The 25,562-nt window shown below is 62.5% G+C and carries 25 protein-coding genes and 1 pseudogene; 19 read left to right on the forward strand and 7 right to left on the reverse strand.

What is annotated here, in order from left to right; translation table 11 throughout:
* Window positions 1–13: 13 nt before the first annotated feature.
* From pyrE to AC0L3E_RS12575, 17 genes and pseudogenes are all read left to right on the forward strand, one after another.
* Window positions 14–592 (forward strand): orotate phosphoribosyltransferase, encoded by a 579-nt coding sequence (gene pyrE, locus AC0L3E_RS12495; RefSeq protein WP_127267157.1) that lies wholly within the window; start codon window positions 14–16, stop codon window positions 590–592.
* Window positions 593–641: 49 nt separating this feature from the next.
* Complete coding sequence (locus AC0L3E_RS12500) at window positions 642–1,043, forward strand: VOC family protein (protein WP_127322856.1); 402 nt, start codon at window positions 642–644, stop codon at window positions 1,041–1,043.
* A 247-nt stretch (window positions 1,044–1,290) separates the two neighbouring features.
* The gene (locus AC0L3E_RS12505) at window positions 1,291–1,890 is read left to right on the forward strand and encodes a DUF2062 domain-containing protein (RefSeq protein ID WP_473604913.1); all 600 of its coding nucleotides are present in this window, start codon (window positions 1,291–1,293) and stop codon (window positions 1,888–1,890) included.
* The gene (acpS, locus tag AC0L3E_RS12510) at window positions 1,887–2,300 is read left to right on the forward strand and encodes a holo-ACP synthase (RefSeq protein ID WP_473604876.1); all 414 of its coding nucleotides are present in this window, start codon (window positions 1,887–1,889) and stop codon (window positions 2,298–2,300) included. Before AC0L3E_RS12505 ends, acpS begins: the two co-directional genes overlap by 4 nt.
* A 78-nt stretch (window positions 2,301–2,378) precedes the next feature.
* Window positions 2,379–3,128 (forward strand): signal peptidase I, encoded by a 750-nt coding sequence (gene lepB, locus AC0L3E_RS12515; protein WP_127267160.1) that lies wholly within the window; start codon window positions 2,379–2,381, stop codon window positions 3,126–3,128.
* The gene (gene rnc / locus AC0L3E_RS12520) at window positions 3,128–3,883 is read left to right on the forward strand and encodes a ribonuclease III (RefSeq protein WP_127267164.1); all 756 of its coding nucleotides are present in this window, start codon (window positions 3,128–3,130) and stop codon (window positions 3,881–3,883) included. Before lepB ends, rnc begins: the two co-directional genes overlap by 1 nt.
* Entirely contained in the window at window positions 3,880–4,806 is a 927-nt protein-coding gene (gene era / locus AC0L3E_RS12525) for a GTPase Era (RefSeq protein ID WP_027038032.1), read from the forward strand. The genes rnc and era overlap by 4 nt, the downstream gene beginning before the upstream one ends.
* 143 nt (window positions 4,807–4,949) lie before the next feature.
* Window positions 4,950–5,644 (forward strand): annotated as a pseudogene (locus AC0L3E_RS12530) (aminoglycoside phosphotransferase family protein).
* Window positions 5,645–6,435: 791 nt separating this feature from the next.
* On the forward strand, window positions 6,436–7,572 hold the full coding sequence (locus tag AC0L3E_RS12535; RefSeq protein WP_128307439.1) for a porin: 1,137 nt from the start codon (window positions 6,436–6,438) through the stop codon (window positions 7,570–7,572).
* A gap of 132 nt (window positions 7,573–7,704) precedes the next feature.
* The gene (recO, locus tag AC0L3E_RS12540; protein ID WP_127321915.1) at window positions 7,705–8,481 is read left to right on the forward strand and encodes a DNA repair protein RecO; all 777 of its coding nucleotides are present in this window, start codon (window positions 7,705–7,707) and stop codon (window positions 8,479–8,481) included.
* A complete protein-coding gene (locus AC0L3E_RS12545; RefSeq protein ID WP_473604877.1) occupies window positions 8,478–8,996 on the forward strand; it encodes a PaaI family thioesterase in 519 nt (172 codons plus the stop codon). Before recO ends, AC0L3E_RS12545 begins: the two co-directional genes overlap by 4 nt.
* A 112-nt stretch (window positions 8,997–9,108) precedes the next feature.
* The gene (locus AC0L3E_RS12550) at window positions 9,109–11,859 is read left to right on the forward strand and encodes a DUF2339 domain-containing protein (RefSeq protein WP_473604878.1); all 2,751 of its coding nucleotides are present in this window, start codon (window positions 9,109–9,111) and stop codon (window positions 11,857–11,859) included.
* A gap of 174 nt (window positions 11,860–12,033) precedes the next feature.
* Window positions 12,034–12,552 (forward strand): RNA polymerase sigma factor, encoded by a 519-nt coding sequence (locus AC0L3E_RS12555; protein ID WP_127327234.1) that lies wholly within the window; start codon window positions 12,034–12,036, stop codon window positions 12,550–12,552.
* Window positions 12,549–13,340 (forward strand): anti-sigma factor family protein, encoded by a 792-nt coding sequence (locus tag AC0L3E_RS12560; protein WP_127321389.1) that lies wholly within the window; start codon window positions 12,549–12,551, stop codon window positions 13,338–13,340. Before AC0L3E_RS12555 ends, AC0L3E_RS12560 begins: the two co-directional genes overlap by 4 nt.
* Window positions 13,341–13,648: 308 nt before the next feature.
* The gene (locus AC0L3E_RS12565) at window positions 13,649–14,752 is read left to right on the forward strand and encodes a peptidase C39 family protein (RefSeq protein ID WP_128307436.1); all 1,104 of its coding nucleotides are present in this window, start codon (window positions 13,649–13,651) and stop codon (window positions 14,750–14,752) included.
* Window positions 14,752–16,215, forward strand: a complete 1,464-nt coding sequence (locus tag AC0L3E_RS12570) for a RimK family protein (RefSeq protein ID WP_128307435.1) — start codon at window positions 14,752–14,754, stop codon at window positions 16,213–16,215. Before AC0L3E_RS12565 ends, AC0L3E_RS12570 begins: the two co-directional genes overlap by 1 nt.
* 30 nt (window positions 16,216–16,245) lie before the next feature.
* A complete protein-coding gene (locus AC0L3E_RS12575) occupies window positions 16,246–16,506 on the forward strand; it encodes a DUF3303 domain-containing protein (RefSeq protein WP_236383112.1) in 261 nt (86 codons plus the stop codon).
* An 18-nt stretch (window positions 16,507–16,524) separates the two neighbouring features.
* On the opposite strand, the gene AC0L3E_RS12580 is transcribed toward AC0L3E_RS12575, so the two are convergent.
* Entirely contained in the window at window positions 16,525–17,436 is a 912-nt protein-coding gene (locus AC0L3E_RS12580) for a LysR substrate-binding domain-containing protein (RefSeq protein WP_127327238.1), read from the reverse strand.
* Window positions 17,437–17,547: 111 nt separating this feature from the next.
* On the opposite strand from AC0L3E_RS12580, the gene AC0L3E_RS12585 reads away from it, so the two are divergent.
* Entirely contained in the window at window positions 17,548–18,438 is an 891-nt protein-coding gene (locus tag AC0L3E_RS12585) for a fatty acid desaturase family protein (RefSeq protein ID WP_127327239.1), read from the forward strand.
* Between the two features lie 12 nt (window positions 18,439–18,450).
* Here AC0L3E_RS12585 and AC0L3E_RS12590 read toward each other — a convergent pair whose 3' ends face one another.
* The 3 genes from AC0L3E_RS12590 to ygfZ form a co-directional block, all read right to left on the reverse strand.
* The gene (locus tag AC0L3E_RS12590; protein WP_128307434.1) at window positions 18,451–20,592 is read right to left on the reverse strand and encodes a putative bifunctional diguanylate cyclase/phosphodiesterase; all 2,142 of its coding nucleotides are present in this window, start codon (window positions 20,590–20,592) and stop codon (window positions 18,451–18,453) included.
* Window positions 20,593–20,758: 166 nt separating this feature from the next.
* Window positions 20,759–21,394: an HD domain-containing protein gene (locus AC0L3E_RS12595; protein WP_127322742.1), complete on the reverse strand. Its 636-nt coding sequence runs from the start codon at window positions 21,392–21,394 to the stop codon at window positions 20,759–20,761.
* Window positions 21,394–22,254 carry a CAF17-like 4Fe-4S cluster assembly/insertion protein YgfZ gene (ygfZ, locus tag AC0L3E_RS12600; RefSeq protein ID WP_128307433.1) on the reverse strand — a complete coding sequence of 287 codons (861 nt, stop codon included), beginning with the start codon at window positions 22,252–22,254 and terminating at the stop codon, window positions 21,394–21,396. Before ygfZ ends, AC0L3E_RS12595 begins: the two co-directional genes overlap by 1 nt.
* Window positions 22,255–22,329: 75 nt before the next feature.
* Between ygfZ and AC0L3E_RS12605 the strand changes: the two genes are divergently transcribed.
* A complete protein-coding gene (locus AC0L3E_RS12605) occupies window positions 22,330–23,661 on the forward strand; it encodes a dihydroorotase (RefSeq protein ID WP_164898498.1) in 1,332 nt (443 codons plus the stop codon).
* A gap of 35 nt (window positions 23,662–23,696) precedes the next feature.
* Here the strand turns inward: AC0L3E_RS12605 and AC0L3E_RS12610 are convergent, their stop codons facing one another.
* From AC0L3E_RS12610 to AC0L3E_RS12620, 3 genes are all read right to left on the reverse strand, one after another.
* A complete protein-coding gene (locus AC0L3E_RS12610; RefSeq protein WP_164761968.1) occupies window positions 23,697–24,485 on the reverse strand; it encodes a hypothetical protein in 789 nt (262 codons plus the stop codon).
* 70 nt (window positions 24,486–24,555) lie between these two features.
* On the reverse strand, window positions 24,556–24,813 hold the full coding sequence (locus AC0L3E_RS12615; protein ID WP_008874920.1) for a hypothetical protein: 258 nt from the start codon (window positions 24,811–24,813) through the stop codon (window positions 24,556–24,558).
* Between the two features lie 356 nt (window positions 24,814–25,169).
* The gene (locus AC0L3E_RS12620; protein WP_127270900.1) at window positions 25,170–25,547 is read right to left on the reverse strand and encodes a TIGR02301 family protein; all 378 of its coding nucleotides are present in this window, start codon (window positions 25,545–25,547) and stop codon (window positions 25,170–25,172) included.
* Window positions 25,548–25,562 lie beyond the last annotated feature (15 nt).

Below are 25,562 nucleotides of genomic sequence, written 5' to 3' on the forward strand. Positions count from 1 at the left end.
AAAAGAGGCAGAAATGAACACCGATGAAGTGCTGGGCATTTTCCGCGAGGCGGGTGCTGTTCTGGAAGGGCATTTCATTTTGACCTCGGGCCTGCGCAGTCCGGTCTTCCTGCAGAAGGCGCGCGTGTTCATGCATGCCGACAAGACCGAGCTACTGTGCAAGGCGCTGGCGGAGAAAATCCGCGCAGGCGTGCCCGGCAAGATCGACTATGTCGTCGGCCCGGCGATCGGCGGGCTGATCCCAGCCTACGAGACCTCGCGCCATCTCCGCGTGCCGGCGATCTGGGTCGAGCGGGAAGGCGGCGAGTTCCGCTTGCGCCGCTTCGAGATCGCCAGGGGTTCGCGTGTCGTCATCGTCGAGGACATCGTCACCACTGGCCTGTCGATCCGAGAGACCATCGAGTGCCTGCGCGATCTTGGCGCCGAGGTAGTGGCCGCGGCCTGCATCATCGACCGTTCGGCTGGCAAGACCGATGTCGGTGTGCCGCTCATCGCGCTGGCCGAGTATGAGGTCCCGGCCTATCCGGCCGACCGGCTGCCGCCGGAGCTTGCCGCCATCCCGGCGATCAAGCCCGGCAGCCGCAACATCTGACGGGGCATTTTTTCACCCAACAGTGTGCGGCGGTTTTGGGGAAAGCGACATGCGTGAAGACAAATTGGAAATGATCACCGGCATCGATCATTTCGTGCTGACGGTCGCTTCGCTGGAAGTGACCTGTGAGTTTTACCAGCGCGTGCTGGGTTTTGAGCGCATCGACGCGGCGGATCGGCCGACGGCGCTGGCTTTCGGTATCCATAAGATCAATGTGCATGAGGTCGGCCGCACTTTCGAGCCGAAGGCGAAGTCGCCGGCTCCGGGCTCGAGCGATTTCTGCTTGGTCACGGACGGGCCACTGGATGAGGTCCGTGCCCGGCTCGCGGCCAATGGTGTGGCGGTGGAACTCGGTCCGGTTGAACGTATCGGGGCCCGCGGTCCGATGATGTCGGTCTATTTCCGCGACCCGGACGGCAATCTGGTCGAGGTCAGCGAATACCTGCCGTAGCGCTGGTGCTCTTCGAAAAAGCGACTGCCAGTTTTCCTTAAATTCGCCGCGATTGTCCAATGTTCGAAGCATGAACCACCCCGAGGGGCGGCGACGAGTGCGCATCGGACAGACGGTGCTTGGTTGTTCTTCTGTCAGCGCGTCGTTATATCATGCTTGCGATTGCCATTGGGTGATCGTCAAGCGCAAGATGTGGCTACCACGCCCGGCTAAGGTGCCGTTGCGGGAGCCGTGGAACGGGAACAGAGTGCTTTTTCGACGCCGCAAGCCTGATGGCCTTTATGAGCGGGTGCGTACCTACCTTTGGCCGCGCCGCTCATTTTCGCGCTCGCTTCAGTATTTTTCCAAGCGCATCCTGCGGCTGAAGGCCACACCGCATGCGGTGGCGGCCGGCGTTGCAGCGGGGGTCTTCGCTTCATTCTTTCCCGTCGGTTTCCATTTCATCATCGCTGCCCTCCTGTGCTGGGTGATCGCCGGCAATCTGGTGGCGGCCGCTCTCGGCGCGGTTTTTTTCGGCAACCCCCTGACCTTCCCGTTGCTATGGGGGGCGTCGTGGGAAACGGGCAAGCTCATCCTGCATGACCGCTTGCCGACGCATGGGCCGCCGGCACATCTGGGCGAGATGTTGCACAACCTCTCCTTCGCGCAATTGTGGAAACCGGTCCTTGAACCGATGCTGATAGGCGCGGTTCCGCTCGGGCTCGCCTTCGGGCTGCTGTTCTACGCCATCACGCGCTGGGGCATGAACGCTTTCCGCGAACAGCGACGCAAACGTCTGGCCGAGCGCGCAAGCCGGCATGCGCAATCGCCCCATCCCGGCGCAAGCATCGATTCCACCGCGCGATGATCATCGGCATCGGCAGCGACCTTATCGACATCAGACGCATCGAGAAATCGCTGGAGCGTCACGGTCAGCGCTTCATTCAGAGAATCTACACCGAGATCGAACAGGCGCGTTCCGACAATCGACGCGCCCGCGCGGCCTCTTATGCCAAACGCTTCGCCGCCAAGGAGGCCTGCGCCAAGGCGCTGGGCACCGGTATGGCGCAGGGCGTGTTCTGGCGCGACATGGGTGTCGTCAACCTGCCCAGTGGCGCGCCGACCATGGCTCTGACGGGAGGAGCGAAGGCCAGGCTGGACAAGATCCTGCCAAAGGGCCATCGGGCGGCAATCCACCTCACCATCACGGATGATTTCCCGCTCGCTCAAGCCTTTGTGATCATCGAGGCGCTGCCCGTCGAAGAAGCGCCACATTGATTGCCTCTGACGACCGGCATTGACGTTGCCCAGCGCGCGCCGAGACTCTATACCATCCAACGCACAATCGAGGACGACATGAGCGTGGCTGAAAAATCCGAGAAGAAATCCGGCGGGCTTGGCGAGACCGTCAGCGTCATCGTCCAGGCGCTTTTGCTCGCCCTGGTCATCCGCACGCTGCTGTTCCAGCCTTTTTCGATCCCGTCGGGATCAATGCGGCCGACGCTTCTTGAAGGCGACTATCTGTTCGTCACCAAATGGTCCTATGGCTATTCGCGGTACTCGCTGCCTTTCGGCCCCGACATCTTTTCGGGCCGTATCTGGGGCGCCGAGCCGAAGCGCGGCGACGTGGCGGTGTTCAAGTTCCCGCCTGATCCGTCCGTCGACTACATCAAGCGCGTTGTCGGCCTGCCGGGTGACAAGATCCAGGTCAAGGACGGCCAGCTGTTCATCAACGGCGTCGGCGTGCCGCGCGTGAAAACAGGCCAGATCGACAATCCCGACATCACCGAGGAATCGCGCCCGATCGATGTCTATCGTGAGACCTTGCCCAACGGCGTCAGCTACGACACGCTCGACCTGAATTCGAACTCGATCGGCGACAACACCCGCGAATTCGATGTGCCGCCCGGCCACTATTTCATGATGGGCGACAACCGGGACAATTCCGCCGACAGCCGTTTCACCGTCGGCTACGTTCCCGCGGAAAATCTGGTTGGCCGCGCCAATCTTGTTTTCTTCTCGATCGCTGGCAAGGCGAGCCCTCTCGAAATCTGGAAATGGCCGTCGCTGATGCGCGCTTCGCGCCTGTTCCACTTCGTCAATTGATGGCTTTGAAGCGTCCGACAGGCGAAACTCTGGCCGGTTTGGTAAAAGCCAAGACCGGCCACGTCTTCAAGGATATCCGCTTGCTCGAGACCGCCTTGACGCATTCCAGTGCGGTCAAGGCCGCCACCAACAACCAGCGTCTTGAATTTCTTGGCGACCGCGTGCTCGGGCTTGTCGTCGCCGATATGCTTTTCGAAAAATTTCCCGATGCGCCGGAAGGTGAAATCGCGCCGCGTTTCAATGCGCTGGTCGATGCGCGGACATGCTCCGAGATCGGCATCGAAATGCAGCTGGAAGATCTGGTCCGCGCCGATTCTGCCTTGAAGATGCGGTCGCGTGGCTCGGGCGGAAACTATCTGGCGGATGCGGTCGAAGCCCTGATCGCGGCGGTTTACGTTGACGGTGGCATCGAGGCCGCGCGGCGGTTTGTCCTGCGCTACTGGGAACCGCGCTCGCATACGGTGATAACAAAGCCGCTCAATCCGAAATCCGATCTGCAGGAATGGATTGCCAAGACCAGCGATATCAGACCCGAATACGTGATCGAAAAACGCGAAGGCCCGGACCACCAGCCCGTCTTCACCGTGTCCTTGCAGGTCCGCGGTTTTGCGCCGATAAGCGGCACTGGCGGCTCCCGCAGGGTTGCCGAAGAAGCGGCGGCTTCGGCATTTCTTGTGCGCGAAGGCGTCTGGGCCACCACATCGGCCCAAAAATCGGAGGGCGCGCGACCCTCCAGTGAAGGGAGTGCGGCATGACCGCTACCGAAGAGCCGGCGACCGCAGCCGCCGCCACGCATTCCGGTTTTGTCGCGCTGATCGGCGCGCCCAATGCGGGCAAGTCGACGCTGGTCAACCAATTGGTGGGCGCCAAGGTGTCGATCGTCACCCACAAGGTGCAGACGACCCGCGCCATCGTGCGCGGCATCGCCACGCATGACAATGCGCAGATCGTTTTTGTCGACACGCCCGGCATCTTCAAGCCGAAGCGGAGGCTCGACACGGCGATGGTGACCACCGCCTGGGGCGGGGCCAAGGACGCCGACATCGTGCTGCTTTTGATCGATGCCGAACGCGGCATCAGGGGCGACGCCGACGCCATCCTCGAACGGCTGAAGGATGTGCGCCAGCCGATGGTGCTGATCCTCAACAAGGTCGACCGCGTCAAGCACGAAGCGCTGCTCGCTCTGTCGGCGGCAGCGAACGAAAGGGTGCCGTTCAAGCGCACCTTCATGGTGTCGGCGCTGACCGGTTCCGGCTGCAAGGACGTGCTCGATTATCTGGCCGAGGCTCTGCCGGTCGGCCCCTGGTACTATCCGGAAGACCAGATCTCGGACCTGCCGATGCGCCAGCTCGCGGCCGAGATCACGCGCGAGAAGCTGTATCTAAGGCTGCATCAGGAACTGCCCTATTCCTCGCATATCGAGACCGAGAAATGGGAAGAGAAGCCGGATGGCTCGGTGCGCATCGACCAGACCATCTATGTCGAGCGCGACAGCCAGAAGAAGATCGTTCTTGGCCACAAGGGCGAGACAATCCGCGCCATCGGCCAGGCGGCACGCATGGAGATAGCGGGCATCCTCGAACAGAAGGTGCACCTGTTCCTGTTCGTCAAGGTGCGCGAGAACTGGGGCGACGACCCTGAGCGCTATCGCGAGATGGGGCTCGAGTTTCCGCGCTAGGCTCGATGGTCAGCAAGCCGAACATCGACATAGCGCTTGTCAGCCGATTGATCGCCACGCAGTTTCCCCGTTGGAAGGAGCTTGCGGTCAGGCCCGTCGAGTTTGGCGGCTGGGACAACAGGACCTTTCATCTCGGCGACGAGATGACCGTGCGGCTGCCAAGCGCCGCGGCCTATTCCCTGCAGGTGGAAAAGGAGCATCGCTGGCTGCCGAGGCTCGCACCTCTGTTGCCGCTGCCGATCCCGGTGCCGCTGGCGATGGGAGTTCCGGCCGAAAGCTATCCCTGGCACTGGTCCGTTTACCGCTGGATCGAAGGCGAGACGGCAGAGCGCGAGCGTATCGCCAGCTTGCCGCGATTCGCGACCGACCTGGCCGCGTTCCTGGTCGCCTTGCAAATGATCGATGCCACTGGCGGACCGGCGTCGGGACAACGCAACTTCTTTCGCGGCGGAGCACTCAGCGTCTACGATGGCGAAACCCGGCAAGCGATTGCAGCCCTCGACGGCAAGATCGTACGGTCGCAGCCCGTGCGGTGTGGGAGGCAGCACTTGCCGCGCCATGGCACGGTGCGCCGGTCTGGTTCCACGGCGACGTCAGTTGGGGAAACCTGCTGGTCAGGCAAGGCCGGTTGGGCGCGGTGATCGACTTCGGAACCTCCGGCGTTGGCGATCCCGCCTGCGATCTGGCGATTGCCTGGACATTGTTTGAAGGCAAAAGCCGGGAGGCGTTTCGCGCCGGCCTTCCAGCCGATGAGGCGGGCGCGTGGTCGTGGCTGGACGCTTTGGAAGGCGCTGATCACGGTAGCTGGACAGATCGACGTCAACCCTGTCGAGGTTGAAAAATCCCGTCATGTGATCGATGAGGTGCTTGCCGATCACGAGCGGCGGGGGTGAGGCGCCAAACGTTCAAGGCGCTCTCGCCCACCAGATCCTGATCCTGTCGCCGATCCATCCGCCCCCGTATGGCGCGACCAGGGACATTCTGGCCGAGGCGATGCTTTCCCGGACCTATGCGTGCCCACCCGCCTGATCGAGGCGGAGGGGAGCGCATCGCCTGCGTCGTTCAGGTCGACTGAGAGGGCGTCACGGAGGAATCGTTTTTCAACGGCTGGCTGCTGTCACAATCGGCGACACGACGGCACTCCAGGAAGTTTCGACCGCCTTGGAGGGGCAGACACCCTTGGAAGCGTCATCCCGCTTTTCGCCTCGGTATCAGAGCGGGATTTGCAGATGGGCGTTATCTGGCAACAGAAGGGGAGGCGGCAAGAATCGGATAAATTTCGACGGAATTGAGGTATATTTTGCGTATTATGCGGACATTTTGGAAATATAACACGTTATCAGTATAGTTAGCCGCGAAATTATCCGTATATATATTTAATAAATGACATTGTGCCATTTGTATCGCTCGTCGGATTATCAAGTGTTATTTGTGCAACACGGCATTAATCTGTTTGGGGAATTGTCATTATTCCGGAAATCGTCATCGAAGGCAGATGATCGATGGGTATGTTCGCCGCTGAAAAGGGCGAGCGGTGTGAGCCTTTTTCGTTGTGGGGGTGAGGCGGGAAAACATTGCCGCCAGCCACAATCCGAAGCCATTTATAACTATGACTGGAGAGGTCAGAAAATGAACATCAAGAGCCTCCTTCTCGGCTCAGCCGCGGCCCTGATCGCGGTCAGCGGCGCGCGCGCCGCCGACGCTGTCGTCGTCGCCGAACCGGAACCGGCCGAATACGTCAAGATCTGCGACGTCTACGGCGCCGGTTACTTCTACATTCCGGGCACCGAGACCTGCCTGCGCATCGGCGGCTACCTCCGCTACGACATGGGCGTCGGCGATTCCGGCGCGCTGGATGGCGCCAATAACGTTGCCGATCACATGGACGGCGATAGGAACGACACCTACTACAAGAACATGCGCTTCACGCTGAGGACTTATACCGGCCAGGAAACCGAGCTCGGCACATTGAAGACCTTCACCGAGACCCGCTTCCAGTTCGGCAACTCTTCCGGCGACTATACCGGTGACGGCACCGGCTGGCAGGCCGGCAACAAGGCCACCACCCTCAACTTCGCCTGGATCCAGCTCGGTGGCCTGCGCGTCGGTAAGGATGAAACGGTATACGACCAGTTCATCGGCTATGCCGGCAACGTCATCCAGGACACGCTCATCCCGTATGGTGTCAAGGATACCAATCTCATCAGCTACTACTTCGACGCAGGCAGCGGCTTCACGGGCGTGGTCTCGCTCGAAGAAGGCACCGGCGTCAACACGATCGACAGCTATGTTCCGCATTTCGTCGGCGGTTTGAAGTACAAGGGCGACTGGGGTGCGATCACCGGCGTCGTGGCCTATGACAGCAATTATGAGGAAGTGTCCGGCAAGGTCCGTTTGGACGTCAACGTCAGCAAGGAACTGACGCTGTTCGTCATGGGCGGCTACGGCACCAACGACAACATCAACGACTTCGGCACAGGCCGTACCCAATATAAGCCATGGGGCGGAAACTGGGCGATCTGGGGCGGCGGCACCTACAAGTTCAACGACAAGACCTCGTTCAACGCCCAGGTCTCCTATGACGACTGGAAGAACCTCGGCGTCGCGGCCAACGTGGCCTATACCATTGTGCCCGGCTTTACGATCACGACTGAAGTCGATTACCTCAATGCAGGAAAATTCGACGACTTGGACTTCAACAACTGGACGAAGGCCGACAAGAAGAGCAGCGTCGGCGGCATCGTTCGCTTCCAGCGCAATTTCTAACGGATCGACTGACCCCACCAGCCCGCCCGCAGCACATCGCTGCGGGCGGTTTTTTATGCATTGGCATGAGAGTTACCCGGGGGCCAAGCCCATACCTTGATTTCGCCACCCGATCGGTGAAAAGCTCCTGAAATGGAATGGCGCGACGAGGGAATCATTCTCGGCACCCGCAAGCATGGCGAAACCAGCGCCATTCTCGAGGTGTTGACGCGAGCGCATGGCCGTCATCTCGGCCTTGTTCGTGGCGGCCGTTCGCGCAAGCAGCAGCCTGTGCTCCAGCCCGGCAACCGTGTCGACCTGTTGTGGCGAGCGCGCCTTGACGAGCACCTCGGCACGTTCCAGGCCGAGGCGATCGAGATGAACGCGGCCCGGTTGATGGACAGCGCCGTCGCCGTCTACGGATTGCAGACCATGGCCGCGCATCTGCGCCTGCTGCCCGAGCGCGACGCGCATGAAGGTCTCTACGAAACGCTTGCCGTGATGATCGTCCATCTCGACGACGCCGACGTTGCCGGCGAACTGGTGGCGCGCTTCGAGCTTCTGGTGCTGGACGAACTCGGCTTCGGCCTCGATCTCAGCCAATGCGCCGCCACCGGCACGCGACAGGACCTGGCCTATGTCTCACCGAAGTCGGGACGTGCGGTATCGCGCGAAGCCGGTTTGCCGTGGCGCGACAAGATGCTGGCTCTGCCGGCCTTCCTGCAGCGCGGCTCCGGCCTGCGCGCCGATGCGGCTGATGTCGACGACGCCTTCCGGCTCACCGGCTTCTTCTTCAACCGCCACGTCTATGAGCCGCGCGGCATCGAGCCGCCGGACGCTCGTACCGGCTTCCTCGCCGCCTTGCGCAAACATCACGCGCGCGGCAAGGCCATAGCTGGCGAAGACGCAGCCAGAGAAATCATCACATGAGCGAGGTCGAACTTTATCCTGGCCGGGTCTCACCGCTCGGCCTCGGCACCATTCCGCACGCCGACATCCTGAAATACACCGGTTTGGAATTGCTGCAGCGCATCGTCGACGGCAAGTATCCGGCGCCGCCGATTTCCTTCCAGCTGAATTTCACTCTCACCGAAGTCTCGGAAGGGCGCGCTGTCTTTCGTGGCATGCCGAGCGAGCGCCATCTCAATCCGCTGGGCAGCGTGCATGGCGGCTGGGCGGCGACGCTGCTCGATTCGGCGCTGGCCTGTGCCGTGCAGACGATGCTCGAAAAGGGCGAGGCCTATACCACGGCGGAGTTCAAGGTGAATTTGACGCGTCCCATCACGCCGAAGACCGGCGAGGTGGTGTGCGAGGGCAGGGTTGTTCACAAGGGCCGCACGTTGGCGGTGTCGGAAGCGACGCTGAAGGATGCCGGCGGCAAGCTGCTGGCTTTCGGCACCGAAACATGCTCGATCTTTCCGGCCGCCAATCTGGCGGCGCGTTGACTGGCGGCGCATTGAGTTTTCCGAGCTTGGATTTTCTGGCCGTTTGGCCGCCGCATTTGAATGTCAGTAAGACGAATGTCAGTGAAAACTGGCCTGGTTTGGGGGAACCGCCATGTTTGAAAGCCTGATCGGCCTTGTCGCCATCATCGCCTTGTTCGTCATCATTTCGCGCCAGCAGAGCCGCATCGGCCTTGTCGAGCGCGAGCTTGGCGCACTGCGCAGCCTTGTGCTCTCGGGAGCCGTGCCGCCTGCGGCCAGGCCGTCCGAACAGGCGGTGGCCGACAACGCGCCCGCCGATATGGCTCCGGACGTAGCGGCCGCGGCCGATATTGTCCCGCCGGAGGTAAGCGCAGCGGTCACAGCCCCGGCGCCAGCCACGGACACGGAAGACTCGACCGGCGAGATCGTCTCCGGGCCGTGGACCGCTCCAGAACCGGCACCGAAGGCAGTGGAACCTGCGGAGCTTTCCGCAGCGGCGAAAGCCGCCCGCCAATCCGATGTCGAAACCGCGCTCGGTACCCGCTGGGCGGTCTGGGTTGGCGGCATCGCACTGGCGCTGGGCGGCCTGTTCCTGATCCGCTACACCATCGAAGCCGGCATTTTCGGTCCCGGCGTGCGGCTGGCCATGGCCGGCGTGCTCGGCCTTGTGCTGGTCGCCGGCGGCGAGTTCATCCGGCGCACCGGCTTCAAGGTGCCGGTGCAAGGGGCCGGCGGCGCTTATATTCCAGCGATCCTGACTGCTGCCGGTGCCTTCATCCTGTTCGGCACCGTCTATGCCGCGCATGGCATTTACGGCTTCATCGGCCCGGCACTCGCCTTCACGCTGCTCGGCGTCATCGGAGTGGCGACGATCGCGGCAGCTCTTGTCCATGGCCAGGCGCTGGCCGGCATCGGCCTTGTCGGCGCCATGGTGACGCCGGTGCTGGTCGCCTCGCAGGCACCCAATCCCTGGGCGCTTTTCGGCTATCTCGCGATCGTGCTTGCCGCCACCGGCGTCATCGCCCGCATGCGGGACTGGAAATTACTGGTGGCGGCCGCCTTTTTCGGCACCGGTGTCTGGACCATCCTCTATATGACCGATGCGCCGGGGGCGAACCTCTCTGCCATTCTGTTCATCGACGCCGTCACGCTGGCCGTGCTCGCCCTTGTCTGGCTCGCTCGCCGTGACGACGAACCTGGACCAGCCAGGGCTTTCGACTGGCCGTCCATCGTGCCTGGCCTGTTCGTCGCATTCTCGGCGCTGGGCCTGTCGGTCGACCCGGCCTTCGCTGCCGCCGGCTACGCCTTGCCAGGCGCGGTGGTGATCGCCGCGATGGTGGGGGTCGCGCTTTATCGTCCGCTGGCGCTGCCGCTCCTCTATGCCGCGGGACTGGTCACGGTGCTGATCTATCTCGGCATCATCCCGCCAACCTCGATCGCTTCCGATTTTTCCAGCGGCGCCTTGGGCGTCGACGGACTGCCGGTGGCCACGTCCAACGCGCTGACCTTGCGCATCGGCATCGTACTCGGCCTGGTCTTCATCGGCGCCGGCTTCTGGGCCGCACGCCGGTTCGCCGCCGGCACACAGATCCGCGCGGCCTCATGGGCAGCGTGGGGCGTCATCGTCCCGCTTGTCGTCCTGCTGGCGCTCTGGTTCACATTCGGCAATCTCGACCGTGATCTTGTCTACGCCGCCGCAACGGCACTGCTGGTCGTCATTTTCGCCGCCGGCGGCGAGTGGATCGCGCGGGCCGAGGAGCCGCCGCTCAAGGGCGGTGTCGCGGTGTCGTTTGCCCTGGGCGGCGCGGCCATCGCCGGGCTGCTGCTGATGCATATGGCTTTCGATTCCGGCTGGACCACCATCCTGCTCGGTGCGGCGGCCATCGTGCCGGCGCTGACTACGCGCTGGCGCGCCTATCCGGTGCTCGGCTGGATTTCGGTCGGCGCGGTGATCGCGGTGCTTGGCCGCGTCGCTTTCGACCCGACCATCGTCGGTGCCGGGTTCCTGTCGACGACGCCGGTGTTCAACTGGCTGCTGCCAGGCTACGGCGTGCCGGCACTGGCCTTCGGCTTTGCCGCCTGGCAGCTTGCGCGCACCACGAATGGCCGGCCGCGCCTTGCCATGGAGGCGGCTGCGGCGCTGTTTGCGCTGCTCACGCTCGCTATGCTGGTGCGCCACGCCATGCACGGCGGCGTCATCGACACGGGTGCCATGACGCTCGCCGAACAGTCGATCTACACCCTGATCGCCATCGGCGCCGGCGCCATCCTGGTCGCCATCGACATGCGCTCGCCAAGCTCGGTGCTGCGCTATGGTTCGATGGCCGCCGGTGTGGCCTCGGTCGCCTTCATCGTTGTCAGGCACTTCGTCGTGCTGAATCCGCTGTTGTCAGACGAATCGACAGGCCGGATCCCGGTGTTCAACCTGTTGTTCCTCGCCTATCTCCTGCCTGCGGTCGCCGCCGGGGGACTGGCGCTCTACGCCAGGGACAAGCGGCCGAAATGGTATGCGCAGATGCTGGCCGTGGTGGCTGCCGTGCTTGCCTTCGCCTATGCCACGCTGTCGGTGAGGCGCCTGTTCAAGGGCGAGTTCATCGGCTTGTGGAGCGGCCTCGGCCAGTTGGAAACCTATACCTACTCGGCGCTTTGGCTGGTGATTGGCGTTGCGCTCCTCACAGCCGGTGTCTGGTTGAAATCGCAGGTGCTGCGCGTCGCCTCGGCCGCGCTGATCGCGATCGCCGTGCTGAAGGTCTTCATCTTCGACATGTCGGAGCTGGAAGGTGTGCTGAGGGCGTTGTCGTTCATCGGCCTTGGCGCCGTGCTGATCGGCATCGGCCTGTTTTATCAGCGGCTTTTGACGCGGGCGGCGCGGGAAAACGGATAAAGGCAAGCAAGAACAATAAGATTTCACCCCGACCGGGAATAAATCGGCACTAGCCAGCGTTATTGCATTGCTTGGGTGACCGGGGCGGGAGACCGCTTCGCGCTGGCCGCTTGCGCCGTGCCCGGAAGGCGCGTTCAATTGGGATCAATAAGGGCGACCTCGAAACCAGCGGTCATGGACGAAAAGAAGGCAGCAATCCTTGGCGAAATACCGCGCCTGCGCCGCTACGCACGCTCGCTTTTGCGCGACCGCGACGCTGCCGACGACCTTGTCCAGGATTGCCTCGAGCGGGCGCTTGTGCGGCTCGACAACTGGCAGACGGGAGAAAGCCCCCGGAGGTGGCTGTTTACGATCATGCATCATTTGTTCATCGACCAGATGCGCAAGGTGAACCGCCGCGGCGAGGCGGCGATGCTGCCGCTGGAGGCGGGCGAGGCCGTTGCCCAGCCGGCCGAGCAGATGGAGAGCATTGCCTCGCGCGAGATCGTCGACGCATTGCAGGCGATCAGCCCCGACCGTCGCGCAGCCCTTGTCATGGTTGCCATCGAAGGTTTTTCCTATGCCGAAGCCGCCAACATTCTGGGCGTGCCTGCGGGCACGCTGATGTCGCGCATTGCGCGCGGGCGTGAGGAATTGCGCGGATTGCTGGACGACACGGCGCGCCGCCGCGCGATAAGGATCGTCGAGAAATGATCCGCCGCGACTTTTCCGAACGTGACATCCATATGGCGCTCGATGGCGAGCTGCCCGGCGATGAGCGCGCGGCCTACGATGCCTGGCTCGACGCCAATCCCGAGATGAAGGCCAGGAGCGCCCGTTTCACCGCCGACCGGGCGGCGCTGCGTGCCGCCTTCGCCGACGTGCTGGACGAAGCCGTGCCTGGGCACTTGCACAAGGTCGTGCTTGGCGAGGTGCCGGTCAAGGCAGCTGTGCCACGCTCACGCTGGTGGCTTGCCGCTGCTGCCGCCGTGCTTCTGGCCGTAGGCGGACTTGGTGGCTATTTTGCCGGCATCGATGGCATCGGCCAGGAGGACCCGGCCGAAGATCGGCTGGCCGAGCAGGCAATCGCGGCTCATGTCATCTATGCCGCCGAAAAGCGGCATGCCGTCGAGGTGCCGGCCAGCGACAAGGACCATCTGCAGACATGGCTGTCCAACCGGATAGGGCTGAATCTGGTGGCGCCGGACCTGACCGCCGACGGATTCCAGCTGGTCGGCGGCCGGCTGTTGCCGGCAGGCGAGAGCAAGGCCGCCATGCTGCTTTACGAGGACGGCAATGGGCAGCGTATATCGCTGTTCGTCACCACGGAATCGACGGAGAATGCCAAGGGCACCTACGCCGCCGCGCAAGATGGGCCCGAGGCCGTCTACTGGCTGGACAAGGGCTATGGCTGCGCCGTGGTCGGCTCCTTGCCGCGCGAGCGGCTGGCCGAGGTCGCCAGGAGCGCCTACACGCAACTTGTGAACGGGCTGGCAAGCTGAACGGCATTGCTTTTGCCGGTGCCGTCGATCCGCGAATGCCGATCCGGCCGAAGGACCTTTCACACCCGTCGGGCCGCGTCGGACTTGTCACAATTCGGCCCTAATCGAGGTGCGATAGCGCTTGATGAATGCCGTCGCATCGCCCCGGAAATCGGAAGCGGTTTTTGGAAACACGAGGCGAGATTCAAGGTGGTGGAGCGGACTTCGTGCGCCCAGGTGGACGCCGGTTTTCCCAACGCCCTGGTCGGCGTCAAGGACGTGTTCGAGTAGGGCCATTTCCACCACCAATCGAGGTTTTCTGAAGCCGCATGCCTGCCGAGATCCGCATGGCCCGCGCGTCTGACGTCGATGATCTCGCCGCCATTGAGAAAGCTGTTTTCTCAAGCGACCGTATTTCCCGCCGCTCCTTCCGCCTGTTCATCGAGCGTGAAACCGCCGAGACGCTGGTCGCCGAGGTCGATGGCCGCCTGGCCGGCTACGCGATCGTGCTGTTTCGCAAGGGCAGCGGGGTGGCGCGCCTCTACTCGATTGCGACCAGTCCGTTTTTCGGCGGGCTGGGGGTCGGCCGCATGCTGCTCGGATCCGCCGAAGATGCCGCCTTCGAGCACGACCGCATGATGCTGCGTCTCGAAGTTCGAGAGGATAACAGCCGCGCGATCCGCATCTACGAACAGGCCGGGTATCGCAAGATCGGCCGCGAGCCCGGCTACTATGAGGATGGCGAAACGGCACTTCGCTACGAAAAGACCTTGCGTGGCGACATTCCGATCGCCACCAAGGTGCCGTTTTACCCGCAGACCTGCGAATTCACCTGCGGCCCTTGCTGCCTGATGATGGCGATGGCCAATTTCGATCGCGGCTTCGTGCCGGATCCGGTCATGGAAATCCGCCTGTGGCGTGAAGCGACGACCGTCTTCATGATGTCTGGTCCCGGTGGTTGCGAGCCATTCGGCCTCGCTGTCTCGGGCTACGAAAGCGGGCTCGCGGTGGAGATCTACGTTTCCTTCTATGGCGCGTTGTTCCTGCAATCGGTACGCAGTGAGGACAAGCGCAGGGTGATGGAACTGGCCCAGGTCGACTTTCGCCGACGCGCGGAACTTTACGGCATCCCGGTGAATTACCGTGCATTCACAATCGACGATATCCGCGCTGCGATCGCTGAGGGAAAGCTGGTGCTGGTGCTGATCAGCGGCTTCCTGATGTTTGGCAAGAAGGTGCCGCACTGGGTGCTGGCGATCGGCGATGACGGCGACCATATCCTGATCCACGACCCTTGGGTCGAGGACGAAAGGCAGGAGACCATCCTTGATGCAGCCAACATTCCCGTGCCTTACGGCATCTTCATGAACATGGCGCAGTTCGGTCGCGATGGATTGCGTGCCGCCATCACTCTGGGAAAGCGTGACAGATAATGACCTGGGTCATCCTTACCGGCAGGCAGAGCGATCTCGACCAGGTGGCGACACCGCACAAGATCATCACCAATCGCGACTATCTCGCGCACCCGTCACTGTTTCGCGGCCAGCGGCCGAAGGTCATCAACCTGTCGAACAATTACGGCTACCAGAGCCGCGGCTACTATGCGTCGCTGCTGGCAAGCTCGCGCGGCCACAAGGTGATCCCGACGGTCGAAACGATGATCGACCTTTCGGAGCGCAAGCTCTATGAACACGCGCTGCCGGAACTGGAGCTGGCGCTCAACAAATGCCGCAAGGATCTCGGCGGCGTTTTTCCGCAAAAGGTCTGCATCTTCTTCGGCATCGGCCCGTCGAAAATCTGGGACCGCTTCGCCAAACTTCTGTTCGACTGGTTCCGCGCGCCGGCGCTCGAAGTCCACATCAAGGACAGCGCCGAATGGGCCTCGATCCGCAAGATCGGTTTCCATCCGCTGGCGCGGATGACCGAGGACGAGGAAAAAAGCTTCATCCAGTGCCTGGAGACCTACACCAACCGCGAATGGCGCGACACCAAGGGCCGCACGCCGGCGCGCTACACCTTCGCCACGCTGGTCGACCCGCATGAGGAATTGCCGCCATCGGAGATATCGTCGCTGCGCTATTGGGCCAAGATCGCCGAGAAGATGGGTGTCGAAATCGAGCCGATCACCAAGCGGGACCTCGCCAAGCTCGCCAATTACGACGCGCTGTTCATTCGCGAGACCACCTCGATCTCCAACCACACCTATCGTTTCGCCCGCCGCGCCCAGCAGGAAGGCATGCCGGTTATCGACGATCCGCTGTCGATGATCCGCTGCACCAACAAGGTCTATCTCAACGAGCTGATGGCCTACAACAAGGTGCCGGTGCCGCCGACGGTGATGATCGCCGGCACCTCGGATCTCGAACTGGCAGCGCAGACGCTGGGCTTTCCGCTGGTGCTGAAAATCCCGGATTCGTCGTTCTCGCGCGGCGTCAAGAAATGCGCCAATTTCGAGGAACTGAAGACGCTTGCTACCGAATGGCTGGAGGATTCCGACCTTCTGATCGCGCAAAAATTCATTCCGACCGAGTATGACTGGCGCGTCGGTGTGCTCGGCGGCCAGCCGCTGTTTGCCGTGCATTATCTGATGGCCAAGAAGCACTGGCAGATCGTCAACCACAAGGCCAACGGCAAGCCCGACCAGGGCGGCATCAAGAGCTTCACGCTGAAGGAGACGCCGGCGCATGTCGTCGAGACGGCTGTAAAGGCGGCGCGCTGCATCGGCGACGGGCTCTACGGCGTCGACCTCAAGGAGACCAAGGACGGCGTCTTCGTCATCGAGGTCAACGACAATCCCAACCTCGACCATGGCTGGGAGGATTCCGGCGAGAAGGACGAGGTCTGGGTGCGGCTGACGCAGTGGTTCCTGGAGCGGCTGGACCGGCCGGGGCGGTAATTTGATCGGGGGTAGAACATGCAGTTTATCGTGATCGAGGATTTCACCGGCTGCGATCGCAAGGAGATCTATCGCCGCTTTCGCGACCGCGGCCGCCTGAAACCGGACGAGCTTCTCGTGCACCACAGCTGGATCGCGGCGGACATGAGCCGCTGCTTCCTGCTGGTGGAGACCGATGACGTCACGCTGCTGCAGCGTTGGGTCATCGAATGGGCGGATCTGGTGGAGTTCGAGATCATCCCCGTGGCGACAAACAAGGACATGGCTGAGGCATTGAGCGGGCACCTCTGATCATCGCGGCACTATACGTCAACGCAGTGCCGGCGAGTTCACTGCGCGTCGGCATTCGTCGATCAGCCACTGGCGAAACGCCGCCACGACGTCGCGCCTGGCGCTGCGCTCGGGGATCGTCAGGCAATAGGGCTGGCGTAGCTCCAGTGCCTGGGCGAGGGGCCTGACAAGCCGGCCGTCTTCCAGCGCCTCGGCACAGTAGATCCCTTGCGCCAGCGCCACGCCCAATCCCGAAATCGCAAGGTCGAGCGCTGCGCGCGATGAGTTGGCCGAGAGGCCGCGCTGCGCTGCCCGGCCGGGCTCGATACCGGCCGCCTCGAACCAGTTGTGCCAGGACGGAAAGGACGCACCAGTCGGTCCCCAGCCCGTGTGGATAAGCGGCAGGCTGGCCAGGCCTTCGGGTTTGATGGTGTCCGCCAGCCCGGGCGCACACACGGGATAGACTGCGTCCTGGACGATGTCCTCGGTCGGGTGCTCGCGATAATGCGGCCCATAGGAGAGCCTGATGTCGATCAGTTCACGGTCGAACGGCACCGGGTCGTCGTCGCCTCTGAGCGATATGTCGACGGCGCCATGGCTAGAGGCAAAACCAGCGAGACGCTGTGAAAGCCAACCCATGGCCATGGATGGCGGCACCGACACCACAAGGCGCGGGCGGAACGTATCGCCGCCCAGCTGGCGCGCGACGCTGCCGATCTCCTGGAAGGCCATGGTCAGCCTGGGCAGCATCTCGACGCCGGCCTCGGTGAGGACGACGCGCCGGTTGACGCGGTGGAACAGCTTGCGGCCCATCTGCTCCTCGACCGTGCGGATGAGCTGGCTGACGGCAGCGGCCGACACCGAAAGCTCTTCCGCTGCCGCGGCAAAGCTGCCTGTACGGGCCGCAGCCTCGAAAGCTTGAAGTCCTTTGAGAGAGGGAGGTACGGCCATAATCACCGAATAGATAAGTTCAGCTTATCTAGATTGCAGAAATCGTCGTTTTTGGAAAGGTTGTTCATTGGCTACAGTGGGTTCATCAAGCTCCAGTCTGGATCGAAGCACGTGGATCATCGTGACGTAATTTCATCGTTGACGCAGGAGGAGCGCAACCGGCTGACCGCCAAGTCTGATGTTGCGGGCCTCGTTCAGCTTGCTGCTCATTGGGGCGCGATCGTGGTCGTCGGATCGCTGATCGCCGCCAAGGTGCCGTTCTGGCCACTGCTGATGCTGCCGCAAGGTATCCTCATCGTCTTCCTGTTCACGCTGCTGCACGAGACGGTTCATCGTACGGCTTTCGAGGCGCAATGGCTGAACGATGCCGTGGCGCGGGTGTGCAGCCTGGCGATCGCGCTCCCGGCCGACTGGTTCCGCTACTTCCACTTCGCCCACCATCGATACACGCAAGATCCCGACAATGATCCGGAACTGGCGTTCCCCAAGCCGGAGACATGGCGGCAATACCTCGTCCACATATCCGGCATCCCGTTATGGTGGGGCCACCTGAAGACGCTTTATGCCAACGCGGCGGGCGGTGGTCGCGAAAGCTACGTTCCGCCAAAGGGCTATGACAAGGTGCGCATCGAGGCACGCGCCATGATTGCCTTTTATGCCGTGATCCTTCTGCTGGCCGTCTATTTCCGGCTCTCGGTGCTTGTCTATGTCTGGATCTTGCCCGCTCTGTTGGGGCAGCCGTTTCTGCGCCTCTATCTCTTAGCCGAGCACGGCCGTTGTCCGTTCGTCGCCAACATGCTGGAGAACACCAGGACCACGCTGACCAATTGGCTGGTCCGCAGGCTGGCGTGGAACATGCCGTTCCATGCCGAGCATCATGCCTATCCAGGCGTGCCGTTTCATCAACTGCCGCGGTTTCATGCGCTGATCGAGCGGCATCTCAAGATGGTCGAGCCCGGCTATGTCAGCTTCCACGGCAAATACATCGACACGCTGCGTTGACGATGGCCGGCCTCAGCCGGTCTGGCTGTGCAGCGCTCGGGATTTCAATAGACGCTGGATCTCGGCGGCCGTTGACGGCACGCCGATCAGATAGCCCTGCGCCTCTGTACAGCCATTGCCGCGCAGGATGTCGAGTTGCACCTCGGTCTCGACCCCCTCGGCGGTGACAGTGATGCCAAGCTCGGCGCCCAGCCCGATGACGGTGCGAACGATCGCCGCGGCGTCACGATTGCCCAGGTCGTGGATGAACGAACGATCGATCTTGATCTTGTCGACGGGAAAACGCCTGAGATAGCCGAGCGAGGAATAGCCGATGCCGAAATCGTCCAGCGCGATGCGGATGCCGAGTTCGCGCAACTGCCGCAGCGTCCTCAGCACCGCCTCGCTTTCGTCCATTAGCACGGTTTCGGTGATTTCCAGCTCCAACCGATCGGCTGGCACGCCGGAGAAAGCCAGCGCCGAGATGACGCTGCGGGCGAAGCTGCCGCTTTTGAGTTGCACGGCCGAGACATTGACCGCGACGCGCAGGCCGGCGGGCCAGTCGGCCGCCGCCGTGCAGGCTTTCCTCAGCGCCCATTCGCCAAGCGGCACGATCAATCCGGTTTCTTCGGCGGCCGGAATGAAGCTGTCCGGCGCCACCGTGCCGCGTGTCGGCGAATGCCAGCGCATCAAGGCTTCGGCGCCGACGATCTCCCCGGATGCGATGTTCATGATGGGCTGGAAGTCGAGGTCGAATTCCTGGCGCGGCAGCGCGGTCTCGAGGTCGATCTCCAGCGCACGCCGTGCCTGTACCATAGCGTCCATTCCGGGTTCGAAGAACCGATACTGATTGCGCCCTTCGCTCTTCGCCCGGTAAAGCGCTGTATCGGCGTTCCTCAGCAGCGTGTCGGCATCTCCACCGTCGTCGGGGAAAACCGCGATGCCCAGGCTGATGCCGACATGCATCTCGCGGTTCTTGTCGCGGAACGGTTTTCCGATTGTCTCGACGATGCGCTTCGCGAGTTTTTCTGCATTGGCAATGCCCTTGAAGTTGAACTGGATGATGACGAATTCGTCGCCGCCGAAACGGGCGACGACGTCGGTTTCGTTGTGCAGGCAGCGCTGCAGCCTCTCGGCCACGCTCTTCAACAGCCAGTCGCCGGCCGGATGTCCCCAGGTGTCGTTGACCGCCTTGAAGCGATCGAGATCGAGCGAAAAGATTGCCAGCGGCGTGACCGCCGTGGCTTCCAGCGCAAGGTCGAGCCGTTCGCGAAACATCGAGCGGTTGGGCAGTCCCGTCAGCGTATCGTGATGCGCAAGATGGGTCATGCGCTCTTCGGTGCGGCGACGTTCTGTGACGTCGTCGAAGGTCACTACCCAGCCGCCGCCGTTCATCGGCCGGCGTGTGACCAGAACCGTCCTGCCGTCGGTAAGATGCCGGTAGGCCGAATGCATTTTTGCCGCCGTCAGGCAGGCTTCGGTCTTGGCGACTTCGCTGTCGACGTCGATCTCCGTATAGATGCCGAGTTCCAGCAATTGTTCGAGCGCCTCGCGGTGCGTCGTTCCAAGCGGGAAGTCTGCCGCGGTGACATTGTAGAGTTCAAGAAAACGCCGGTTGCGCACGATCATCTTGCCGTCGGCGCCGTACATCAGCAGGCCTTGCGACATGTTGGCAAGCGCTGCGTCGAAGCGGCGGTGCTGCTCCTTGAGATCCTCTTGCGCGCGGCGCTGCTCGGTGATGTCCTCGTAGATCGAGACCCAGCCGCCCAGAGCCAGAGGGCGGTGCGAGATGCTGACGATGCGGCCGTCCGACAGTGTTTCTTCGTAGGTCGAGGGCTTTGCCTGATCGATATAGGGCTTGCGGATGGCGTAGAGTTCGTCGGCGGTTTGCGAGGCGATGCCGATATCGACGCTGTGGCGCAGAATGTCGAGGAACCGGATGCCGGGCCTTATGACGCTGGCTTCGAGGCAAAAGATGTTCAGGTAGTTGCCGTTGCAGATGATCATCCGCTCGTCGGCGTCGAACATGCACAGGCCGTGCGACATGTTCTCGACCGCAGCCGAAAAGCGTTGGTTCTGCTCGCGCAGTTCGTCTTCCATGTGGCGGGAGCGGTCCATGCCTTCGGCCTCCCGTTTCGGGATGGTCGGACCATCCTTGGCATCAGCGACGGGCATGAGCGCGCCTGCGGACCGTGATCGAACGCGCTATTGTGGCCGCCGCCGGTTAATTTAGCGTTTTAATGCATGTCGCCCAAAAGTGACCTCGGTTTTGGGGGAAACGACATGCATAAAAACAAAGACCTAAAGCGCGGCGCATGAATCCGTTTCAGCGCGACGCGCTTTAGCCGATTGCGGTTGCCGAAACCTGGTGCCGCGACGTCTCGATCGCGGAAAACCGCTTCAGGAACGCATTTTGCGCCCAGGTCACCGAGCGTGGCGTGAAATCGAAGCGGTCGGCATTGAAGCCGCGCGGACGGCCGAAGAACTCGGTCGCCTCGGCGGTCGAAAAGCCGGCAAGCAGCGTTGCCTCGAAATAGGCGGCGATCTGGTCGGCGCGCTTGATCTCTTTGCGCAGCGCAGCACTTGGCTCCGGCGGCAGCGAGAAGCGCAGATGGATGGCGCGCTGCAGCCGTAACTCACAATCCTTGTAGCTGCCGCCCATCACCGATTTGAACGGCGAGATCATGTCGCCGATGACATATTCGGGGGCGTCGTGCAGCAGGGCCGCCAACCGGGCGTCGGCCGAAGCCTCGGGTACCAGGTCGCGGAACAGCGCTTCGACCAGCAGCGAGTGCTGGGCAACCGAAAAAGCATGCTCGCCGCTGGTCTGGCCGTTCCAGCGGGCAACGCGGGCGAGCCCGTGCGCAATGTCTGAAATTTCGATGTCGAGCGGCGAGGGGTCGAGCAGGTCGAGCCGGCGGCCCGACAGCATGCGCTGCCAGGCGCGTGCCGGCGCGCCGACGCGGTCGGCCGCCATCAGGCCTCCTCCGCGCTGACGGCTTCCTGCGGGAAGGCGAATTTTGCCCAGCGGGGAATGGCTAGTGTAACCGGAATGTTCGCCGCCATGATCGGCAGGTCGGCGTCGAGCGCCGCCTTGATCCGGTCGATGCGCGCAATCGCCAGACCGATCGTGCCGGCGGTCGAGCCGAGCGTGCCAACCGGCCTGCCTTCGACGGTCAGTTCGGTGCCGGGCGCGGGCAGGGACCCGTCAGCCGACACAATCAGCACGCGCCGTCTGGCGGTGCCGCGATGCTGCATGCGCGAGACGACCTCCTGGCCGACATAGCAGCCCTTCTTGAAGCCGACGCCACCGGTTTCGTCCAGCAGCACGTCGTGAGGGAAGGCGTCTCCGAGTTGGTAGTCGCTGCCGCTTTCGGCAATGCCGCCGGCAATGCGGAAGGCTTGCCACGCGGCAAGATCGCTGCGCTCATCTGTTTCGCCGTAGGAACGCGTGACGGCACCCTTCGGAAAGCGCGTGTCGGCTGCCGCCGTTGAATCGAATTGCGAGGGTGTTGATTCATGTCCCCATGCGACGGTGACAAATGCCTGATCGGATTTGGCAATCTCGACCTTGGCGCGCAGTTTGTAGAGCGTCAGCCGGCGTATGAAATCGCCTGAGATGTCGGCACGGCATTCGAGCCGGAATGCATTCTCGCCGGTGCGGGAGATCAGGAAATCGAACAGGATCTTGCCTTGCGGCGTCAGCAGCGCACCGGGCCTGGCTTCGCCGGGAGCCAGGATGTCTAGATCGGTGGTCAGGATGTTCTGCAAAAAATGCTCGGCATCCGGACCTGAGACGGAAATGAGGGCGCGGTCTTTGAGCTGGGCAAAGGGCATGGGCGGAAAAGCAACCTGATCTTGCAAAACGGTCGGCCTTTACGTAAGCCGCTGGCACTCCCCCCGCAAGAGAGCATGGCCATGATCTACGACCTCATCCTGACAGGCGGCACCGTGGTCAACCACGACGGCGAAGGGGCTCGCGACATCGGCGTGAAGGGCGGGCGCATCGCCGCCATCGGCGATCTCCGCCAGGCCTCGGCGGGCGAGACGATCGATTGCCGCGGCCTGCATATCCTGCCGGGCGTCATCGACAGCCAGGTGCACTTTCGTGAGCCGGGATTGGAGCACAAGGAAGATTTGGAAACGGGTTCGCGCGCGGCCGTGCTTGGCGGCGTTACCGCCGTGTTCGAGATGCCCAACACCAATCCTTTGACCACCAGCGAGGCAGCGCTTGCCGACAAGGTTCGGCGCGGCACGGATCGCATGCATTGCGATTTTGCCTTCTGGGTCGGCGGCACCCGCGAAAACGCTGGGGATGTCGGAGAGCTGGAGCGGTTGCCGGGCGCTGCCGGGATCAAGGTGTTCATGGGTTCGTCCACCGGCGACCTGCTGGTCGAGGACGACGAAGGTGTCGCCTCGATCCTGAGAAACACGCGCCGCCGTGCCGCCTTTCATTCGGAAGACGAGTTCCGGCTGCGCGAGCGCCTTGGCGAACGCATCGAAGGCGACCCGGCATCGCACCCTGTCTGGCGCGATGAAATCGCCGCCTTGCGCTGCACCGAACGGCTTGTGCGCATCGCTCGGCAAGCGCGCGCCCGCATCCATGTCCTGCACATCTCGACGGCCGAGGAGATTGTGTTCCTCGAACAGCACAAGGATGTCGCGACCTGCGAGGCGACGCCGCATCATTTGACGCTGAGCGCCGACGACTATCTCAGGCTTGGCACGCTGATCCAGATGAACCCACCGGTGCGCGCCGCGCGCCACCGCGACGGCGTCTGGCATGGCATTGCGCAAGGCATTGTCGATGTGCTCGGCTCCGACCACGCGCCGCACACGCTGGCCGAGAAGGCAAAACCCTATCCGGCCTCACCGTCGGGGATGACCGGCGTGCAGACGCTGGTGCCGATCATGCTCGACCACGTCAATGCCGGCCGGCTGACCTTGCAGCGCTTCGTCGACCTGTCTAGTCATGGCCCGCAGCGGATCTTCGGCATGGCCAGGAAAGGCCGCATCGTCGCCGGCTATGACGCCGACTTCACCATCGTCGACATGATGCGGCGCGAGATAATCACCAATGCGCAGGCCGGCTCGAAAGCCGGCTGGACGCCTTATGATGGCAGGGAAGTGACGGGTTGGCCGGTCGGCACCGTCATTCGAGGCCGACGTGTCATGTGGGAGGGCGAAATCGTCACGCCAGGCCAGGGCAAAGCGGTGGAGTTTTCCGAGGCATTGCCCGTCTAGGCTCCCGGATCTTTGCAAGGGCAGAGGCAGAAAGCTCAATCCCCGGCGACGAAGAACGACCACTGTCCGGCAGGCGTGATGCCGACACGGTAGAAAATATAAGCGCCGAACTGCTTCATGTCATTGAAGTCGCCGGCGGTGACGATCTTGAAGAGCTCGACCCGCTGCTTGGCGTCCAGCTTGTCCAACGGCAGGGCGAAGAAATACGGCCACACATAGAGTTCTTGTGGCGTGCCGGCATCGAGGTGGACGTAGCCGGCATTAAGCACCTCCTCCAGGATGGCCAGAATCTCCTGACCGTCTGGGTCGCCGGAGAGGCCCTTGAGGAAGGCGATGGCGTCGCCGTCTATGTCGGTCAGCGATATCTGTGTCATGCTCTCGCCCGTGCCGATCAACGGCCGCAGCTTTTCGATATCGCCGCCCTTGCAGGCTTCGACGATCAGATCGTGCATGCGCCGCACCGGTTCCGGCAGCTTGCCGAGATCGTAGACGACCTCAGGCACCGGCGTTTCCGGATCGACACGCGGTCTGGTCACGCCGCCATCCGCCGGACTGTCCGGCTCGGCTTCGGCAGGAGCAGTCGGCTGGCTGGCCGGCGGCGGTGTTCCGACCGGATTGGGCATTGGCACGGCGCTTCCGGGGGGCGACATGTCGTCGTCGGCCGGCGGCGTGACTGTCGGGGGGAGCTCTTCGCGCTTGATTTCGCTCAGTGCATACACGGGGCTGCTCGCGAGACACACAAGCAGGGGAATCGCGGCACAGCAAGCGGCGAAGGAGATGCGAAGGACCAAGCCACACGGCTTGCCTGACATCGAAAAACTCACTGCCCGTTTCTCCCTGCTTCCGGGCATGACGCCCGAGCGGCATGTTGCCGTCAAAGAACCGGACGTCGGTTCAGTGCCGCAGCCGTTCAGGTTCGAAGGCGCCAGCAATCACCTTTTCACGCATACGGTCGAGCAGGGCAAGGGCCGAGGTCTCGCCATTGGCACGCAACATCTCGCCGAAGGCTGTTTCGAGCGCTGCTTCGGCAATGATCTCGGGCTCTATCCCGGCGGAGAGACCTTCCGCCCAGGCCTCGCTGTGGCTTTCCACGGCGGTCAGGCGTTTTTCTTCCCTGACCAGCGCGTCGATGTCGTTGACACCATGTTCCATAAGCGAATGTCCACCCTTTCAAGCTGCGATCCGTCGATGTGGATCAGGCCTGATCTGTTCATTTCACACGCAGGGACAATTAAGTATTTGTAAATACGACATTTTTTTGATCGTCTTTTACAAAGCCCAATTGCCTTGTGCGAAGCTGCGTTCAGTCCGAGTCAAACTTAGCCGATTGGGGCGGCCTGCGGGGCGAAAACCTTCAGTTTGAGTTAATTCCGCTTTCGTGCGGTAAGGTTTCGTTAATACTGTTGCAGAAGTGCAACATGAGGATTGCACCAAGAGATCGCCCGGCACAAGCCGATATATCGGCTAATGCCCAGCAATGATCCGGATAGTTGTTGATGAGCGAGTGCCTAGTTGCCGTAACGCGAGGCGATATCGCGAGACAGCGTCTCGCCTTCCTTCATGTAGCGGCTGATAGCTTCGGTCGCCGAGGACGTACACCTCGTATAGGTGCCGCCGAAGGAGCGGTAGCCGCGATTGAAGCTGGCAATGAAGCGGGCGCGCCGCTCGGCGTCCGGATTTTCCGAATCGAGCAGTTTTGTCATTTCGACACGCCACTGGTCGCCTTTCTCGCCGCACAGATTGCGCAGGAAATGCAGCGAGCCCAGAACCTCCGCCAGCCGCATCAACCCAGGCTCGAACGGCGATTCGGCGCTGAGCGCGGGCCGTATCGAAACGGTCGCGACGACCGCAAGACACGCGGCGAGGAGCATGGACGGACGGTTCATAAGCCTTCTCTACCC

This window comes from Mesorhizobium sp. WSM4822 (assembly GCF_055811155.1).

Bases quoted from the DNA above. Each gene is read 5' to 3' on its own strand.
- AC0L3E_RS12545 (WP_473604877.1), top strand. From the start codon at position 8,478: ATGAGCGAGGTCGAACTTTATCCTGGCCGGGTCTCACCGCTCGGCCTC.
- pyrE (WP_127267157.1), top strand. From the start codon at position 14: ATGAACACCGATGAAGTGCTGGGCATTTTCCGCGAGGCGGGTGCTGTT.
- AC0L3E_RS12500 (WP_127322856.1), top strand. From the start codon at position 642: ATGCGTGAAGACAAATTGGAAATGATCACCGGCATCGATCATTTCGTG.
- AC0L3E_RS12535 (WP_128307439.1), top strand. From the start codon at position 6,436: ATGAACATCAAGAGCCTCCTTCTCGGCTCAGCCGCGGCCCTGATCGCG.
- lepB (WP_127267160.1), top strand. From the start codon at position 2,379: ATGAGCGTGGCTGAAAAATCCGAGAAGAAATCCGGCGGGCTTGGCGAG.
- AC0L3E_RS12595 (WP_127322742.1), bottom strand. From the start codon at position 21,394: ATGGCGGCCGACCGCGTCGGCGCGCCGGCACGCGCCTGGCAGCGCATG.
- AC0L3E_RS12560 (WP_127321389.1), top strand. From the start codon at position 12,549: ATGATCCGCCGCGACTTTTCCGAACGTGACATCCATATGGCGCTCGAT.
- rnc (WP_127267164.1), top strand. From the start codon at position 3,128: ATGGCTTTGAAGCGTCCGACAGGCGAAACTCTGGCCGGTTTGGTAAAA.
- AC0L3E_RS12590 (WP_128307434.1), bottom strand. From the start codon at position 20,592: ATGCCCGTCGCTGATGCCAAGGATGGTCCGACCATCCCGAAACGGGAG.
- AC0L3E_RS12605 (WP_164898498.1), top strand. From the start codon at position 22,330: ATGGCCATGATCTACGACCTCATCCTGACAGGCGGCACCGTGGTCAAC.
- ygfZ (WP_128307433.1), bottom strand. From the start codon at position 22,254: ATGCCCTTTGCCCAGCTCAAAGACCGCGCCCTCATTTCCGTCTCAGGT.
- recO (WP_127321915.1), top strand. From the start codon at position 7,705: ATGGAATGGCGCGACGAGGGAATCATTCTCGGCACCCGCAAGCATGGC.
- AC0L3E_RS12570 (WP_128307435.1), top strand. From the start codon at position 14,752: ATGACCTGGGTCATCCTTACCGGCAGGCAGAGCGATCTCGACCAGGTG.
- AC0L3E_RS12550 (WP_473604878.1), top strand. From the start codon at position 9,109: ATGTTTGAAAGCCTGATCGGCCTTGTCGCCATCATCGCCTTGTTCGTC.
- AC0L3E_RS12615 (WP_008874920.1), bottom strand. From the start codon at position 24,813: ATGGAACATGGTGTCAACGACATCGACGCGCTGGTCAGGGAAGAAAAA.
- AC0L3E_RS12620 (WP_127270900.1), bottom strand. From the start codon at position 25,547: ATGAACCGTCCGTCCATGCTCCTCGCCGCGTGTCTTGCGGTCGTCGCG.
- era (WP_027038032.1), top strand. From the start codon at position 3,880: ATGACCGCTACCGAAGAGCCGGCGACCGCAGCCGCCGCCACGCATTCC.
- AC0L3E_RS12555 (WP_127327234.1), top strand. From the start codon at position 12,034: ATGGACGAAAAGAAGGCAGCAATCCTTGGCGAAATACCGCGCCTGCGC.
- AC0L3E_RS12565 (WP_128307436.1), top strand. From the start codon at position 13,649: ATGCCTGCCGAGATCCGCATGGCCCGCGCGTCTGACGTCGATGATCTC.
- AC0L3E_RS12580 (WP_127327238.1), bottom strand. From the start codon at position 17,436: ATGGCCGTACCTCCCTCTCTCAAAGGACTTCAAGCTTTCGAGGCTGCG.
- acpS (WP_473604876.1), top strand. From the start codon at position 1,887: ATGATCATCGGCATCGGCAGCGACCTTATCGACATCAGACGCATCGAG.